16 protein-coding genes are annotated in these 17756 nt (G+C 37.5%); all 16 read left to right on the forward strand.

Going from position 1 to position 17756, the window contains the following annotated elements; all coding sequences use genetic code 11:
• The 16 genes from infB (at window position 1) to ACTDJC_RS04845 (ending at window position 17754) form a co-directional block, all read left to right on the forward strand.
• A complete protein-coding gene (infB, locus tag ACTDJC_RS04770) occupies window positions 1-2067 on the forward strand; it encodes a translation initiation factor IF-2 (RefSeq protein WP_253630199.1) in 2067 nt (688 codons plus the stop codon).
• Window positions 2064-2345: a DUF503 domain-containing protein gene (locus ACTDJC_RS04775; RefSeq protein WP_098309700.1), complete on the forward strand. Its 282-nt coding sequence runs from the start codon at window positions 2064-2066 to the stop codon at window positions 2343-2345. The genes infB and ACTDJC_RS04775 overlap by 4 nt, the downstream gene beginning before the upstream one ends.
• 15 nt (window positions 2346-2360) lie before the next feature.
• Window positions 2361-2717, forward strand: coding sequence for a 30S ribosome-binding factor RbfA (gene rbfA, locus ACTDJC_RS04780; protein ID WP_035428960.1), 357 nt, complete (start codon window positions 2361-2363; stop codon window positions 2715-2717).
• A gap of 78 nt (window positions 2718-2795) precedes the next feature.
• Window positions 2796-3719 (forward strand): tRNA pseudouridine(55) synthase TruB, encoded by a 924-nt coding sequence (gene truB, locus ACTDJC_RS04785; RefSeq protein ID WP_253630198.1) that lies wholly within the window; start codon window positions 2796-2798, stop codon window positions 3717-3719.
• Window positions 3720-3763: 44 nt separating this feature from the next.
• The gene (gene ribF / locus ACTDJC_RS04790) at window positions 3764-4735 is read left to right on the forward strand and encodes a bifunctional riboflavin kinase/FAD synthetase (RefSeq protein WP_253630197.1); all 972 of its coding nucleotides are present in this window, start codon (window positions 3764-3766) and stop codon (window positions 4733-4735) included.
• Between the two features lie 100 nt (window positions 4736-4835).
• Window positions 4836-5105: a 30S ribosomal protein S15 gene (gene rpsO, locus ACTDJC_RS04795; protein ID WP_020059143.1), complete on the forward strand. Its 270-nt coding sequence runs from the start codon at window positions 4836-4838 to the stop codon at window positions 5103-5105.
• A 160-nt stretch (window positions 5106-5265) separates the two neighbouring features.
• Window positions 5266-7407 (forward strand): polyribonucleotide nucleotidyltransferase, encoded by a 2142-nt coding sequence (gene pnp, locus ACTDJC_RS04800; protein WP_098309703.1) that lies wholly within the window; start codon window positions 5266-5268, stop codon window positions 7405-7407.
• 256 nt (window positions 7408-7663) lie between these two features.
• Window positions 7664-8563 carry a polysaccharide deacetylase family protein gene (locus ACTDJC_RS04805; RefSeq protein WP_440602739.1) on the forward strand — a complete coding sequence of 300 codons (900 nt, stop codon included), beginning with the start codon at window positions 7664-7666 and terminating at the stop codon, window positions 8561-8563.
• Between the two features lie 88 nt (window positions 8564-8651).
• Entirely contained in the window at window positions 8652-9896 is a 1245-nt protein-coding gene (locus ACTDJC_RS04810) for a M16 family metallopeptidase (RefSeq protein ID WP_440602740.1), read from the forward strand.
• A gap of 279 nt (window positions 9897-10175) precedes the next feature.
• Complete coding sequence (locus ACTDJC_RS04815) at window positions 10176-10427, forward strand: YlmC/YmxH family sporulation protein (protein WP_429707437.1); 252 nt, start codon at window positions 10176-10178, stop codon at window positions 10425-10427.
• A gap of 170 nt (window positions 10428-10597) precedes the next feature.
• Window positions 10598-11500 (forward strand): dipicolinic acid synthetase subunit A, encoded by a 903-nt coding sequence (gene dpaA, locus ACTDJC_RS04820; protein WP_440602741.1) that lies wholly within the window; start codon window positions 10598-10600, stop codon window positions 11498-11500.
• Entirely contained in the window at window positions 11497-12096 is a 600-nt protein-coding gene (locus ACTDJC_RS04825) for a dipicolinate synthase subunit B (RefSeq protein ID WP_440602742.1), read from the forward strand. Before dpaA ends, ACTDJC_RS04825 begins: the two co-directional genes overlap by 4 nt.
• Before the next feature lie 149 nt (window positions 12097-12245).
• Window positions 12246-13292 (forward strand): aspartate-semialdehyde dehydrogenase, encoded by a 1047-nt coding sequence (gene asd, locus ACTDJC_RS04830; RefSeq protein WP_098309709.1) that lies wholly within the window; start codon window positions 12246-12248, stop codon window positions 13290-13292.
• A gap of 22 nt (window positions 13293-13314) precedes the next feature.
• Window positions 13315-14547, forward strand: a complete 1233-nt coding sequence (gene dapG, locus ACTDJC_RS04835) for an aspartate kinase (RefSeq protein WP_098309710.1) — start codon at window positions 13315-13317, stop codon at window positions 14545-14547.
• Between the two features lie 11 nt (window positions 14548-14558).
• Window positions 14559-15437: a 4-hydroxy-tetrahydrodipicolinate synthase gene (gene dapA / locus ACTDJC_RS04840; RefSeq protein ID WP_098309711.1), complete on the forward strand. Its 879-nt coding sequence runs from the start codon at window positions 14559-14561 to the stop codon at window positions 15435-15437.
• A gap of 646 nt (window positions 15438-16083) precedes the next feature.
• Window positions 16084-17754, forward strand: a complete 1671-nt coding sequence (locus ACTDJC_RS04845; RefSeq protein WP_098309712.1) for a ribonuclease J — start codon at window positions 16084-16086, stop codon at window positions 17752-17754.
• Window positions 17755-17756: the final 2 nt, after the last annotated feature.

The raw sequence follows: 17756 nt of genomic DNA on the forward strand, positions 1-17756 counted from the left end.
ATGAGTAAAATTCGAGTATATGAATATGCAAAAAAACACAATATCTCAAGTAAAGATATTATTACAAAACTAAAAGAAATGAATATTGAGGTATCGAATCATATGGCGATGTTAGATGATGAAGTAGTAAACAAGTTAGATAATCAATATAATGATGGAGCAGAAAAACCTTCTGTTGCAGATGAGTTTGAAGTAGAGGAAAAAGTTGTTCGTAGCAAAAAGAATAGCAATAAGAATAAGAAAAAAGGTAAAGGGAATCAAGACAAACGTCAAGAAAACTTTGCTGGAAGACAACAAACGCAAACGGTAGAAACGCCAGATAAAATCACTTTCTCTGGTACGCTTGCTGTAGGCGAATTGGCAAAAAAATTAAGCAAAGAGCCGTCTGAAATTATTAAAAAGCTCTTTATGCTTGGAATCATGGCAACAATTAACCAAGATTTAGACAAAGATACAATTGAGCTAATTGCTGGTGATTACGGTATTGAAGTAGAAGAAGAAGTAATTGTTAGTGAAACAGAATTTGAAACATTTATGGACGAGCAAGACGATGAAGAAAACTTAAAAGAACGTCCGGCTGTTGTTACAATTATGGGACACGTTGACCATGGTAAAACAACATTACTTGACTCTATTCGTAATTCAAAAGTAACTGCTGGTGAAGCGGGCGGAATTACACAGCATATTGGTGCATACCAAGTTGAAGTAAACGACAAAAAAATTACGTTCCTAGATACACCAGGTCACGCAGCATTTACAACAATGCGTGCACGCGGTGCGCAAGTTACGGATATTACAATTCTAGTTGTAGCAGCTGATGACGGTGTTATGCCACAAACGGTTGAAGCGATTAACCACGCAAAAGCAGCTGGAGTACCAATTATCGTTGCTGTGAATAAAATGGATAAACCATCAGCAAATCCAGACCGCGTAATGCAAGAGTTAACTGAATATGAGTTAGTTCCAGAAGCTTGGGGCGGCGATACAATTTTCGTACCGATTGCTGCGATTAAAGGCGAAGGAATTGACAACTTATTAGAAATGATTCTTCTTGTAAGTGAAGTAGAAGAATATAAGGCAAATCCAAATCGCTATGCAACTGGTACAGTAATCGAAGCACAGCTTGATAAAGGTAAAGGAACAATCGCGACATTACTTGTTCAAAACGGTACACTTCGAGTAGGAGACCCAATCGTTGTTGGTACATCATTCGGCCGTGTTCGTGCGATGGTAAATGATATTGGTCGTCGTGTAAAAGTTGCTGGTCCGTCTACTCCTGTTGAAATTACAGGCTTAAACGAAGTACCACAAGCTGGCGATCGCTTTATGGCATTTGCTGACGAGAAGAAAGCACGTCAAATCGGTGAATCACGTGCACAACAAGCATTGCTTGCACAGCGCGGTGAAAAATCTAAACTAAGCCTTGAAGATTTATTCCAACAAATTCAAGAAGGCGATGTAAAAGAAATTAACCTAATTGTGAAGGCAGACGTACAAGGTTCTGTAGAAGCAATGGCAGCATCACTTCGTAAAATTGATGTTGAAGGCGTAAAAGTGAAAATCATCCATACTGGCGTAGGTGCAATTACAGAATCTGATATTATTTTAGCTTCTGCATCAAATGCAATCGTAATCGGATTTAACGTACGTCCTGATGTAAACGCGAAACGTACAGCTGAATTAGAAAATGTTGATATTCGTTTACACCGTATTATTTACAAAGTAATCGAAGAAATTGAAGCAGCAATGCAAGGTATGCTAGATCCTGAATTCGTAGAAAAAGTAATCGGTCAAGCAGAAGTTCGTCAAACATTCAAAGTAACGAAAGTTGGAACAATTGCAGGATGTTACGTAACTGATGGTAAAATCACACGTGATAGCGGCGTACGTATCATTCGTGATGGCGTAGTTATTTTCGAAGGACAGCTTGATACGTTAAAACGTTTCAAAGATGACGTAAAAGAAGTTGCACAAAACTATGAGTGTGGTATTACAATTGAAAGATATAATGATCTTAAAGAAGGGGACATCATTGAGGCGTACATTATGGAAGAAGTGAAGCGATGATTATCGCTTCGCTCTCATTCGAATGTATGATTTATGATGTGCATTCTTTAAAAGAGAAACGAGCAATTTTACAGCGTATTTTAACTCGTGTGAAACAGCGTTACAATGTATCTGTTTCAGAAGTTGGACACCAGGATGTATGGCAACGTACAGAAATTGCAATCGTTTCCGTATCCTCAAATCGTGTTGTCTGCGAAAAAGAAATGAATCGTGTACTTGAGTATATTGACTCATTTCCTGAGATTGAACGTACGATAACACAATTGGAATGGTATTGAATGAGGTGATTAGTTATGAAGCTACGTGCAAATCGCGTGGGCGAGCAAATGAAGAAAGAATTAGGCGAAATTATCAGTCGCAAAATTAAAGATCCACGTATCGGTTTTGTGACGGTAACAGATGTGCAAGTAAGTGGGGATTTACAGATTGCCAAAGTATATATTTCTGTTTTAGGAGACGAAGAGCAGAAGGAAAATACGTTAAAAGGCTTAGCAAAGGCGAAAGGCTTTATTCGTTCCGAAATTGGACAACGTATTCGTCTTCGTAAAACACCTGAAATCTCCTTTGAATTTGATGAATCGATTGGATATGGTCATCGAATTGATACGCTTTTACACGAAATTAATAAAGATGGTAAACGTGAAGAATAATGGATAGACACTTGTCTATCCATTTTTTTCAATCTGAAGTAAATTTGACATACAAAAGTATAACAATGAGGTGAACATATGGAAGGTGTAGTGTTATTACATAAACCAAAAGGAATGACATCGCATGATTGCGTATTTAAGTTAAGAAAAATATTAAGAGAGAAACGCATAGGGCATACAGGAACTTTAGACCCGGATGTAACAGGTGTATTACCGATTTGTGTAGGACGTGCTACAAAAATTGCACAGTTTTTAACGAGTGAAACAAAAACATATGAAGGTGAAGTCACGCTAGGCTTTTCGACAACTACAGAAGATGCTTCAGGTGAAATTGTTGAAAAACAGGCTGTAAATCGTATTATTACACGTAAAGAAGTAGAATCTGTATTAGCAGAGTTAACGGGAACACTTGAACAAGTACCACCGATGTACTCAGCTGTAAAAGTGAACGGAAAGAAATTATATGAATATGCAAGGGCGGGAATAGAAGTAGAGCGTCCAGTTCGTACAATTACAATTCATGACTTTACTTTACTTGATGACCGTGAGATGTTTGAGGGTGCAACAGTTTCCTTCCGTTTTCGAGTGACTTGTAGCAAAGGAACATACGTGAGAACATTAGCTGTGATGATTGGGGAAAAGCTTGGATTTCCAGCGCATATGTCAGATCTTGTACGAACAGCATCAGGAGAGTTTCACTTAGAAGATTGCATATCATTTGAAGAAATTGAGCAAAACGTGCACAATGGAACAGTGGAATCTATCTTTATTTCCATTGATGAAGCATTACATAAGTTTCCAAAAATAGTTGTTAATGAAGAACAAGCAGAAAAAGTAAAGAATGGTATGTTCTTACCGAATAAAGAGCAATTGATCGCGCCATTTATTACAGTCTTTGATGAAAATAAACGCTGTTTAGCGATTTATGAGCATCATCCAAAACGTCCAGGGATGTTGAAACCAATGAAAGTACTTGTGAATAATCAAGAATTACAGCTATAATGAATAATTAGAAGGATTATTATAGAAAAAAGGTGAATTCAAGCGTGAAACTCATTCATTTAACTCATCCTCATGCATTAAATAAAGCGGAAATAGAGTCTACTGTAATGGCATTAGGGTATTTTGATGGTATTCACTTAGGTCATCAACGTGTCATTCATACTGCAAAAAAGGTGGCGGAAGAACGAGGATTTAAAAGTGCTGTTATGACTTTTCATCCACATCCGTCTGTTGTATTAGGGAAAAAGGAAGCGCATGTAGAGTATATTACGCCTTTACGAAGTAAAGAAAAAGTAATTGCAAGTTTAGGAATTGATATTTTATATGTTGTGAAATTTGACGAAGCATTTGCAAATCTATTGCCACAACAATTTGTAGATGATTATATCATTGGGCTGAATGTACAGCATGTTGTAGCAGGCTTTGATTATTCATATGGACGTTTAGGAAAAGGGACGATGGAAACTTTGCCATTTCATGCAAGAGGGGAGTTTACACAAACCGTGATTGAAAAAGTAGAATTTCAAGAAGAAAAAGTAAGTTCCACATTATTGCGAAAACATATTCGCAATGGAGAAATGGAACAAATACCATCTATTTTAGGCAGACCATATACTGTTGAAGGAACAGTTGTTCATGGAGATAAGCGCGGACGCCAAATTGGTTTTCCGACAGCAAATATTGCTCTAAATGATGAATATCTTTTACCGCCTGTTGGTGTATACGCCGTTCGAATGAAAGTAAATGATGAGTGGCATGAAGGTGTATGTAATATCGGATATAAACCGACTTTTAAGGAAAGTGAAAAGCAGCTTTCTATTGAAGTGCATCTTTTTGAATTTCAGCGTGATATATATGATGAGTCTGTTGTTGTAGAGTGGCATATGCGAATTCGCGAAGAAAAGAAATTTAATGGTATTAATGAGTTAGTTGCACAAATTGCAAAAGATAAAAAAGTAGCAGAAGATTATTTTAACCGTGCAAATAATATACTTGCTTTTTCGAATGAAAAGTAGTATTCTATCTTATGTACTTTAAAATAACCATTGCTTGGCATTACGACTCACCGACGTTTGCTAGGTAATTGGGGATTTATTACTTAGGAGGTGAAATAGGATGGCTTTAACACAAGAGCGTAAAAATGAAATCATTGCACAATTTAGAACTCATGAGACTGATACTGGTTCTCCAGAAGTTCAAGTTGCTGTCCTAACGGAGCAAATTAACACTCTAAATGAGCACTTACGTACTCACAAGAAAGATCATCATTCACGTCGCGGTCTTTTAAAGATGGTTGGTAAACGTCGTAACTTACTTACTTACCTTCGTAACAACGACATCACTCGCTACCGTGAACTAATCACAAAGCTTGGATTACGTCGATAGTCAAAAAAGCGGGAATATTCCCGCTTTTTTGTTAGGTAAAAATATATCTTCGACTCTTGATAGCTTACTGAATTTTCGGTAATACTAGAGGAAGAATATTGTGATATATTATTCATTTACATAGAAGAACTGAATACTTTAAATTGAGAGGGGTACTTAAATGAGTCACGAAAAGCAAGTCTTCTCGATAGATTTGGCTGGTCGTCAGCTAACAATTGAAACAGGTCAGCTTGCAAAGCAAGCAAATGGAGCAGTATTAGTGAGATATGGCGACACAGCGGTTCTATCTACAGCAACTGCATCAAAAGAGGCAAAAAATGTAGATTTTTTTCCACTAACAGTAAACTATGAAGAGCGTTTATATGCAGTAGGGAAAATTCCAGGCGGTTTTATTAAACGTGAAGGTCGTCCAAGTGAAAAAGCGATCTTAGCAAGCCGTTTAATTGATCGTCCAATTCGTCCTCTTTTTGCTGATGGCTTCCGTAATGAAGTGCAAGTTGTCAGCATCGTTATGAGTGTGGATCAAGATTGCTCTTCAGAAATGGCAGCTATGCTTGGTTCTTCATTAGCGTTATCGATTTCAGATGTTCCGTTTGAAGGTCCGATCGCTGGTGCGACAGTTGGCCGTATTGATGGAGAGTTTATTATTAATCCAACAGTTGAACAACAAGAGAAAAGTGATATTCACCTTGTTGTTGCTGGAACAAAAGATGCTATTAACATGGTAGAAGCAGGTGCAGATCAAGTACCTGAAGAAACAATGTTAGAAGCAATTATGTTCGGTCATGATGAGATTAAACGCTTAATCGCTTTCCAAGAAGAGATTGTACAAGCAGTGGGTAAAGAGAAAACAGAAGTTAAACTGTATGAAGTTGACGCTACAATCAACCAAGATGTACGTGAAATGGCAGAAAAAGATATGCTTGCTGCTATCCAAGTTCATGAGAAACATGCACGTGAAGATGCAATTAATGAAGTGAAAAAACGTGTAATTGAGCATTATGAAGCGAATGAAGCTGATGCAGAAACATTAGGACAAGTAAGTGAGATTTTATATAAAATTGTAAAAGAAGAAGTACGTCGTCTTATTACAGTTGAAAAAGTGCGTCCGGATGGTCGTAAAGCTGATGAAATTCGTCCTTTAGCATCAGAGGTAGGAATTTTATCTCGTACGCATGGTTCTGGTTTATTTACACGTGGACAAACGCAAGCACTAAGTATTTGTACGTTAGGTGCATTAGGCGATGTACAAATTTTAGATGGTCTTGGTGTAGAAGAATCAAAACGTTTTATGCATCATTATAACTTCCCGTCCTTTAGTGTCGGAGAAACAAGACCAATGCGTGGTCCAGGTCGTCGTGAAATCGGTCATGGTGCATTAGGTGAGCGTGCTCTTGAGCCAGTTATTCCATCTGAAAAAGACTTCCCGTATACAGTTCGTCTCGTATCAGAAGTATTAGAATCAAATGGTTCTACTTCGCAAGCAAGTATTTGCGGAAGTACATTAGCGATGATGGATGCAGGTGTTCCACTTAAAGCACCAGTTGCTGGTATTGCAATGGGACTTGTGAAGTCTGGTGAACACTACACAATTTTAACAGATATCCAAGGTATGGAAGACCACTTAGGTGATATGGACTTTAAAGTAGCTGGTACAGCTAAAGGTGTAACAGCACTTCAAATGGATATTAAAATTGAAGGTTTATCTCGTGAAATTTTAGAAGAAGCATTGCAACAAGCAAAAGTTGGACGCATGCACATTCTGGATCATATGTTATCTGTTATTGCTGAGCCTCGTACAGAGTTATCTCAATATGCTCCTAAGATTGTTACAATGACAATCAATCCGGATAAAATTCGTGATGTTATTGGGCCAAGTGGAAAACAAATTAACAAGATTATTGAAGAAACAGGCGTGAAAATTGATATTGAACAAGATGGTACAGTCTTTATTTCATCTATTGATCAAGAAATGAATGAAAAAGCGAAGAAAATTATCGAAGATATCGTTCGTGAAGTACAAGTAGGTGAAATTTACTTAGGAAAAGTAAAACGAATTGAAAAATTCGGTGCTTTCGTTGAATTATTCAGTGGGAAAGACGGTCTTGTTCATATCTCTGAACTAGCACTTGAGCGTGTAGGCAAAGTAGAAGATGTTGTGAAAATCGGTGATGAGATTTCAGTAAAAGTTATCGAGATTGACAAACAAGGTCGTGTAAACTTGTCTAGAAAAGTATTGCTTAAAGAAGAGCAAGAAAAAGAAGCAGCAAAACAAGAAGCAGCAAAGCAAGAACAAGAATAAGCTAAAAGCCAAGGAATTCCTTGGCTTTTTTATTATGTATAAAACCTTGGGATATATCTCGAGGTTTTTTTGTATATAACAGAGTATAGTTTTAACGAGAACGTTTAAATTAACAATGATAAGAAAAGGAGATTTTTACTATTCTGCTTTAACGAGCTGTAAATCCAGTCTTAGCATTTAGGGAAAGAGAAGAAGTGAGATTGGACTAAACAGCACGCCTAATGATAGAAGTTTCATTTTACTGGAGGGTACTTTTATGAAAACTCGCATCATTTTACTTATAGTTATTTTATTGTTCTCAGCTCAGCATTTTTCGCATATATCATATGCAAAAGACCATTTGTACGAAGAGATTGAAGAAAAAGCGAAAGTATATACGATTCCAGCACAAAATGCATGTATTGATAAAGTATGGAAAGCAACGCCAGGTTACAATGGAAAAGCAGTAGATATAAGAGCTTCCTATGATAACATGAAGAGGAAGGGTAGCTTTGATGAGAAACAGTTGGTATATCGAGAGGTATCGCCTCAAGTGCATTTAGAAGATTTATCTCCCGCTCCTATTTATAGAGGGAATCCAAGTAAAAAAATGGTTGCGCTTACTATTAATGTTGCCTGGGGGAACGAATATCTTTCTCGGATGTTAGAAGTACTGCAAAAACATCAGGTTACAGCAACTTTTTTTCTAGAAGGAAGATGGGTAAAAGAAAATTTGCGTTTTGCAAAAATGATCGCAGATGCAAATCAGGAAGTGGGAAATCATTCGTATACGCATCCTGATATGAGCACTTTGTCGGTTGATGCAATTTATGAACAATTGCAAAAAACGAATCAAGTCATTGAAGCAGCGACGAATCAAAAGGTACGCTGGTTTGCACCGCCAAGTGGTAGTTTTCGTGATGATGTTGTCCATACTGCTGCAAAACTAAAAATGGGAACGATTATGTGGACGGTAGATACAATTGATTGGAAACGACCAGAACCGCATGTGTTGCTACAGCGAGTGTTAAGTAAAGTACATCCCGGTGCCATTATTTTAATGCATCCTACTTCTTCTTCAGCAGAATCACTTGATACATTGATTTCAAAGCTAAAAGAGAGAGGGTATACGATAGGGAATGTATCAGCTTTAGTAGACGAAAAGCGTATTGATTAAACACATTTGCATGACATTCGCTGTTAAACTTGTTATGATTATATAATAGAAACTTTTTACAGAGAATTTGTCAATAGGAGGAAGGCATTTGATCAAAAAATATACGTGTAAAAATGGAGTAAGAATCGTAATGGAGAATATTCCAACAGTACGTTCTGTTGCAATTGGAGTATGGATTCATGCGGGATCACGAAATGAAAATGAAAAGAATAATGGGATTTCTCACTTTTTAGAACACATGTTTTTTAAAGGGACGAAAACACGTAGTGCTAGAGAAATTGCAGAATCCTTCGACAGCATTGGCGGACAAGTTAATGCGTTTACATCAAAGGAATACACATGTTACTATGCAAAAGTATTAGATGAGCATGCGAAATACGCACTTGATATTTTAGCGGACATGTTCTTTAATTCAACGTTTGTTGAAGAAGAATTGAAAAAAGAAAAGAACGTTGTGTTCGAAGAAATTAAAATGTATGAAGATACACCAGATGATATTGTTCACGATATGTTAACGAAGGCGACGTATGAAACGCATCCGCTAGCATATCCGATTTTAGGAACAGAGCAAACCCTTGACACATTTACAGGTGATACGCTTCGTCAATATATAAAAGATCATTATACGCCAGAAAATGTCGTTGTTTCCGTCGCTGGTAATATTGACGAATCCTTTGTTCAAATCGTCGAACAATATTTTGGAAATTATGAAGGAACGACAAATCGCGAACAAGTACATAAGCCTGTTTTTCACCCGAATAAAGTAGCGCGCAAAAAAGAAACAGAACAAGCTCATTTATGTTTAGGATTTAATGGATTACAGATGGGTGACGAAAATATTCATAATTTAATTGTATTAAATAATATTTTAGGTGGCAGTATGAGTAGCCGTCTGTTCCAAGAAGTGCGTGAGCAACGTGGATTAGCATACTCTGTATTTTCTTATCATTCTTCTTATGAAGATACAGGGATGTTAACAATTTACGGAGGAACGGGTAGTCAGCAGCTAGATACGCTGTACGAAACTATTCAGCAAACACTAGATATACTAAAAGATAAAGGAATTACAGAAAAAGAATTACTTAACAGTAAAGAGCAACTAAAAGGAAATCTTATGTTAAGTTTAGAAAGTACAAATAGTCGTATGAGCCGCAATGGTAAAAATGAGTTGCTGCTGAAAAAACACCGCTCTTTAGATGAAATTATTGAAAGTGTAAACAGGGTTACAAAAGCGGATGTAGATACGCTGATTCGTAATATGTTTACAGACGAGTTTTCTGCAGCGCTTATTAGTCCAAATGGAGAGCTTCCAAAAGGAATAAGTAAAAAATAAATATGTTTATGAAACCGTTTCTTATTAAGGAGAAACGGTTTTTTATATACATGGGGGCAAAACTGGTAGGCATTTTTTTTACAAGACTAGAATAGGTACTTAATATAAAGTGAAACTTCCCCCACTGAGGGTTAGTTGAACCAATCGGGCATTTACGGGCAGTTATACCCGACCTATCTTCTTTGCTTCTCTCTCAATCTTGAGGTGGGGGTTTTACTGCCTGTTAATGCGGGATAAAAGAAATCTTCAAATTAGAACGTTTTATAAGGAGAGGATGGAATGCGATTAAGTGAATTGAGCGGGAAAGAAATTGTTGATTTACAGCGTGCGGAAAGAATGGGAGTACTTGGGCATGCGGACTTAGAGATTGATGAGAGAGATGGTAAAGTTCAAGCGCTCATTATTCCTGTTGGGAAATGGGGAGGGTTCAAACGAGGGCAACAAGAAGTGCGTGTGGAGTGGAGTAGAATTAAAAAAGTAGGGCAGGATATGATTATTTTTGATCTTGCTAATTATTCAGATCCTGTTTAAAAGATGACCATTGTGGTTGTCTTTTTTTATTGTGGAAATCCATAGATGTAAATCATCCTTACTTTTGGTTTTTCAATCACCTTATACTCGTATATTACATATGATGTGGAGGAAAACGAAAAAAGTAGGCGCTTTTCTTATAATGAGAGAAAAAGAAGGTGAAGTAAAGGATGTTGACTGATATCCATATTGCTGTCATAGGAGGAGATGCACGGCAGCTTGAAGTTATTCGTAAGCTAGTTGAGCTTGATGCAAAACTCTCATTAGTAGGCTTTGATCAACTTGATCATGGATTTACAGGAGCAGCAAAAGAGAGTATGCAGAATCTTGATTTTACTTCTTTAGATGCCATCATTTTGCCGGTAGCTGGAACTGATGCAAACGGACAAATCGATACAATTTTTTCTAATAAAAAAGTGATAATTACGAAAGAGCAAATTGAAAACACACCAGCACATTTTACGATATATTCAGGTATTAGTAACACTTACTTAGATACAATTGCTTCTTCTACGAATCGAAAACTTATCAAATTGTTTGATCGTGATGATGTGGCAATTTATAATTCAATTCCAACGGTTGAAGGGACCATCATGATGGTTATTCAACATACAGATTATACAATTCATGGCTCTAAAGTAATGGTATTGGGGTTTGGGAGAACTGGAATGAGTGTAGCGAGAGCATTTCAGTCGCTAGGAGCAAAAGTGAAGGTAGGTGCTCGGCGCTCTGAACATATCGCTCGTATCACAGAGATGACATTTACGCCATTTCAAATGCGAGATATAGAGCAAGAGGTGCAAGAGGCCGATATTGTAATTAATACAATTCCGTATCTTGTTGTAACAGCAAGTGTAATTTCAAAAATGCCAGCTCATACATTGATTATCGATTTAGCTTCTAAACCAGGCGGAACAGATTTCCGGTATGCGGAAAAGCGAGGCATTAAAGCATTGTTAGCACCTGGACTGCCAGGAATTGTTGCACCAAAAACAGCAGGGCAAATTCTTGCGAACGTCCTTTCTAATTTATTAATGGCAGATATAGAAGTGAGAAAGGAGAAGAAAAAATGAGTGTAAAAGGCAAACGAATTGGTTTTGGATTAACAGGTTCGCATTGTACGTATGCAGAAGTCATGCCGTATTTAGAGAAGCTTGTTGCAGATGGAGCCGAAGTGTTACCTATCGTATCGTACACATTGCAAACGACAAATACGAGGTTTGGTGAAGGGGCAGAGTGGGTTGAAAAGATAGAAACTATTACAGGTCATAAAGTAATTGACTCTATCGTAAAAGCAGAGCCGCTTGGTCCGAAAATTCCGCTAGACTGTATGGTTATAGCTCCGTTAACAGGGAATACGATGAGTAAGTTTGCAAATGCAATGACAGATTCTCCTGTATTAATGGCAGCGAAAGCGACACTAAGAAATGGTAAACCTGTTGTATTAGCTGTTTCAACAAATGATGCTCTCGGATTAAACGGAGTGAATATGATGCGTTTGATGGCAACGAAAAATATTTATTTTGTACCGTTTGGGCAAGATGCACCGCATAATAAACCGAATTCTATGGTAGCGCGTATGGAATTGTTGCAAGATACAATGATTGAAGCGATGGAAGGGAAACAGCTGCAACCTGTTGTTGTAGAAAAATTCAGATACATGAATTAAAAAACAAAAAACAGACAATTTTTTTCATGAAACCATCATTCTTCTCGCAGAATATGATAAAATTAATTCTATTAAGAATTAGAAGGAGTATTTGTTACTCCTTTTTATTCTAAGTATAGAAGGATTGGTACCTAGAAAGGGGCATGGTGATGGAAAAGAAAAAATCTTTTCATGTCGCTGTAGTTGGAGCAACCGGCGCAGTTGGTGAACAAATGTTAAATACTTTAGAGCAACGTGATTTTCCAATTGGAAAATTAACGTTACTTTCATCTAAACGTTCTGCAGGCAAAACGCTTTTATTTAAAGGAGAAGAAGTAACAGTACAAGAAGCTACTCCTGAAAGCTTTGAAGGAGTGGATATTGCACTCTTTAGTGCGGGTGGATCTGTATCAAAACAATTAGCACCAGAAGCAGCAAAGCGCGGTGCAATCGTTGTTGATAATACTAGTGCGTTCCGCATGACAGAAAATGTTCCGCTTGTTGTACCAGAAGTAAACGAAAAAGACTTATTAGAACATAACGGAATCATTGCAAATCCAAACTGTTCTACAATTCAAATGGTAGTTGCTCTCGAACCAGTTCGTCAGCACTTTGGTTTAAAACGAGTAATCGTTTCCACATATCAAGCTGTATCAGGTGCAGGGGCTGCTGCAATTGAAGAGCTTCATGAACAATCACAAGCCATTTTAAACGGCGAAGAAGTAAAAGCAAATGTTTTACCTGTAAAAGGTGATGAAAAACATTATCAAATTGCATTCAATGCGATTCCACAAATTGATAAGTTCGAAGATAATGGCTTTACATTTGAAGAAATGAAAATGATTAATGAAACGAAGAAAATTATGCATATGCCAGAGCTTGAAGTAGCGGCAACATGCGTACGCTTACCAGTTGTATCAGGTCACTCTGAATCTGTTTACATTGAAGTGGAAAAAGAAGGTGTAACAGTAGAAGAACTGCGTAATCTGTTAGCGAACGCAGAAGGAATTGTACTGCAAGATAATCCAGCAGAACAAGTATACCCAATGCCGGCAACTGCAGTTGGTAAAAACGAAGTATTCGTTGGTCGTATCCGTAAAGATTTAAACAATGATAAAGGATTCCATCTTTGGGTCGTATCTGATAACTTATTAAAAGGTGCTGCATGGAACTCTGTTCAAATTGCAGAACGATTAGTGAAATTACAATTAGTGTAAACGGCTAAAAGAAGGTGCAAAAATGAAAATTATTGTCCAAAAATTCGGTGGAACATCTGTGCGTGATGAAAACGGTCGAAAGCATGCTCTTCATCACATTCAAAAATCATTGAAAGAAGGCTATAAAACTGTAGTTGTTGTATCTGCGATGGGCCGTGTAGGTGAGCCTTATGCAACGGATACATTATTAAACCTTGTAAATGAGAAGCAATCGTTTATTTCAAAACGCGAGCAAGATTTATTGTTGTCTTGCGGTGAGCTAATTTCGGCGATTGTGTTTTCAAATATGCTAAATGAAAATGGTGTGAAGGCTGCAGCGTTTAACGGTGCACAAGCTGGATTCATTACAAATGATGACTTTACCAATGCAAAGATTATTGAGATGGATTGTGAGCGCATTTTGAAGGAATTAGAAGAAGTTGATGTAGTCGTCGTAACGGGATTCCAAGGCCGAACGAAAGAAGGCGATACGACAACACTTGGACGCGGAGGTAGTGATACATCAGCATCAGCGTTGGGTGTTGCACTTCATGCTGAGTATATTGATATTTTTACAGATGTAGAAGGTGTAATGACTGCTGATCCACGTATTGTAAAAGATGCGCGTCACCTTGAAAATGTAACATATAATGAAATTTGTAATATGGCATATCAAGGTGCAAAAGTCGTTCATCCGCGTGCAGTTGAAATTGCGATGCATGCAAAAGTGCCACTGCGTGTGCGTTCAACATATTCTGATAGCGAAGGAACTCTGATTGCAGCGTATGATGGTGCGACAAAAGGTCGCGATGTACAAGAGCGTCCTGTAACTGGTATTGCTCATGTTTCTAATGTAACGCAAATTAAAGTGTTGGCCAAGGACGGGGCATACGATTTACAAACAGAAGTGTTCAAAGAAATGGCAAATGAAAAGATTAGCGTAGATTTAATTAATATTTCTCCTACTGGTGTAGCATACACAGTTAGTGATGAGGTTACAGGCCGAGCTGTCGAAGTACTGCATAAACTTGGATATAATCCAATTGTAACTGAGCACTGCGCGAAAGTATCCATTGTTGGAGCTGGTATCGCAGGTGTTCCGGGTGTTACTGCAAAAATTGTAACAGCATTAGCTGAAAATGGTGTTCAAATATTACAATCTGCAGATAGCCATACAACAATATGGGTGCTTGTTAAGGAAGAGAAACTAGTAGATGCTGTAAATGCGCTTCATCGTGCATTTGAGCTTTCAAAAGAAAAGCAACTGGAATTATAAGGAGTGAGACCATGATAGATTTTGGGACAATTGCAACGGCGATGGTCACACCATTTGATAAGAATGGAAATATCGACTTTGTAAAGACAACAAAATTGGTAAATTATTTAATTGATAACGGTACAACCGCAATCGTTGTAGGGGGAACAACAGGTGAGTCTCCTACATTAACATCTGAAGAAAAAGTAGCGTTATATCGCCATGTTGTATCTGTTGTCGATAAAAGAGTGCCTGTAATTGCTGGAACTGGTAGCAATAATACACATGCTTCTACGGAGCTTACGCAAAAAGCAGAAGAAGTAGGTGTAGATGCGATTATGCTAGTTGCACCGTATTATAATAAACCAAGTCAAGAAGGTATGTATCAGCACTTTAAAACAATTGCTGAAAGTACAAAACTGCCGGTTATGTTATATAACGTTCCAGGCCGATCTATTGTACAAATTTCTGTTGATACAGTTGTTCGTTTATCACAAATTCCAAACATTGTTGCAATCAAGGATGCAGGCGGCGATGTATTAACAATGACAGAAATCATTGAAAAAACAGATGATAATTTTGCTGTATACAGCGGTGATGATGGCTTAACATTGCCAGCGATGGCAATTGGAGCGAAAGGTATTGTATCTGTTGCTTCTCATGTTATTGGTAACGAAATGCAAGACATGATTGCAGCATTCCAAACTGGCGATATGAAAACAGCACAAACGCTTCATCAATTGTTAGTAAGAGTGACGAATGCACTATTTATGGCACCGAGTCCAACTCCTGTCAAAACAGCACTGCAAATCGTAGGGTTAGATGTTGGTTCTGTTCGTTTACCTCTTCTACCATTAACTGAGGCAGAAAGAACGCAATTACTTGAAGTTATACAATCTATTCCTCGTTAATAGAAAAGAAAAGTGGCTTAGTGTTGTACTAAGTCACTTTTTTGTGTTTCGTACTGTATCCCGCATTAACGGGCAGTAAGACCCCCACCTCAAGATGGAGAGAGAAGCAAAGAAAATAGGTGGGGGATAACTGCCCGTAAAAACCCGATTGGTTCTAACCATCAGTGGGGGATGAAGAGAATCCCCACTGATGGAAGTTTCACTTTATCTCACTATTTTGGGGCAGTAAGCCCCCTATCTACAAAGAAAATCCCCACGGGTGGAAGTTTCACTTTATTGCTTAGATGAAGTGGTGAAATGAATCCAGTTTATCATCGTGTACACATTCTTCTCTTTTCTTTCTTATAATTTAACTTGTGTTCTATTTCTTGTATCAGTTATAATATGGCTAAGTAGCTTAGTACGGGTATGCTTAGCAAAAATGGGAAAACTTTACGGATTATCGGATTTTGTATGAAATTACATAAAACATTTGATTTATATAATGAAAGAGAGGTGGAACCTGGTTTAAAAACGAAAAAACGTGATATCGCATAGCGATAAGACCTTCGTTTTAGATGCTGAAAAATGATGGTGGAGTTTCCCCTGGTTTCTCTACAATGTTAGTGGGATCAGTTTTTACAACATTTTTAAACCAGGCAACAACATGAAGAAAAAAGAGATAGATACTGTAAAAGTATTCGCTCTCGGTGGAGTGGGCGAAATTGGAAAAAATATGTACTGCGTTGAAATTGACTCTGAAATTTTTATTGTAGATGCGGGACTTATGTTTCCGGAAGAAGAGATGTTTGGAATAGATATTGTTATTCCTGACATCACATATTTAGTGGAAAATAAAGAGCGAGTAAAAGGACTATTTTTAACACATGGCCATGAAGATCATATTGGTGGTATTGTCTATGTGTTAAGAAAATTAGATATTCCGGTTTATGGAACAAAGCTGACGAATGGTCTCGTGAAAGAAAAATTAGGGGAAGCGGGTATGTTAGGTCGCGTTGATTTAAAAACGATTGATTCTAATGCTACGGTAGAATTCGATACAACAACTGTTTCCTTCTTTAAAACAACACACAGTATTCCAGATGCAGTAGGGGTTTGCTTCCATACTTCACAAGGTGCAATTGTATATACTGGTGATTTTAAATTTGACCAAACTCCTGTTGGGAATAATGGTTCAGATATTGGAAAAATGGCGCAAATTGGAAATGAAGGTGTGCTTTGTTTACTATCTGATAGTACGAATGCAGAGCGCCCTGGCTATACAGGATCTGAGAGAGAAGTCGGTTTGGAGATTTCTAAAGTATTTTATAATTCAGAAGGTCGTATTATTGTGGCTTCATTTGCTTCTAACGTTCATCGTATTCAACAAGTTTTTGATGCAGCGTATGAAACTGGGCGTAAGGTAGCGGTAGTTGGACGAAGTATGGTAAAAGTTGTTGATATTGCGTATAATCTAGGGTATTTAAATATTCCAGACGGTATGTTAATTTCACTTCAGGATGTTGATAATTATCCTGAGAAAAAGGTGACGATTTTAACGACTGGTAGCCAAGGTGAGCCAATGGCTGCTCTTTCTAGAATGGCAAGACAAGCCCATAAACAAATTTCAATTCGTAAAGGTGATACAGTCATTATTGCTGCATCCCCAATTCCAGGGAATGAAACATCTGTTTCAAGAACAATTGATTTACTGTTTAGAGCAGGTGCGGATGTCGTATATTACGGAGAAAAGAAAGTCCATGTTTCCGGGCATGGTAGTCAAGAAGAATTGAAACTAATGTTAAACTTAATGAGACCGAAATATTTTCTGCCTGTACATGGTGAATTCCGTATGCAAAAGGCGCATGCCCGTTTAGCTCAAGGTGTTGGCGTTCACTCAGATCGTATTTTTATCACGGAAAAAGGTGAAGTGATTTCCTTCACAGATGGAGAGGCAAAACCTGCCGGTAAGGTTCCTGCAGGAAATGTATTGATTGATGGATTAGGCGTTGGTGATGTTGGAAATATCGTTTTACGTGATCGTAAAATGTTATCACAAGATGGTATTTTAGTCGTTGTTGTAACGCTTGGAAAAGATGAGAAAAAGATTATTTCTGGACCAGAAATTATTTCGCGAGGATTTGTTTATGTTCGTGAATCAGAGGCGTTAATTGAAAAATCAACTGATATTGTACGTACAATTGTAGAACAATCTATCAAAGAATATTCTATTGAATGGTCAACGTTAAAACAAAATATTCGTGAGCTACTTGGACAATTTTTATTTGAAAAAACAAAGAGAAAACCGATGATTTTACCAATTATCATGGAAGTATAAGA

It is taken from the genome of Bacillus sp. GB_SG_008, assembly GCF_052038115.1.
Lineage (GTDB): Bacteria > Bacillota > Bacilli > Bacillales > Bacillaceae_G > Bacillus_A > Bacillus_A rhizoplanae.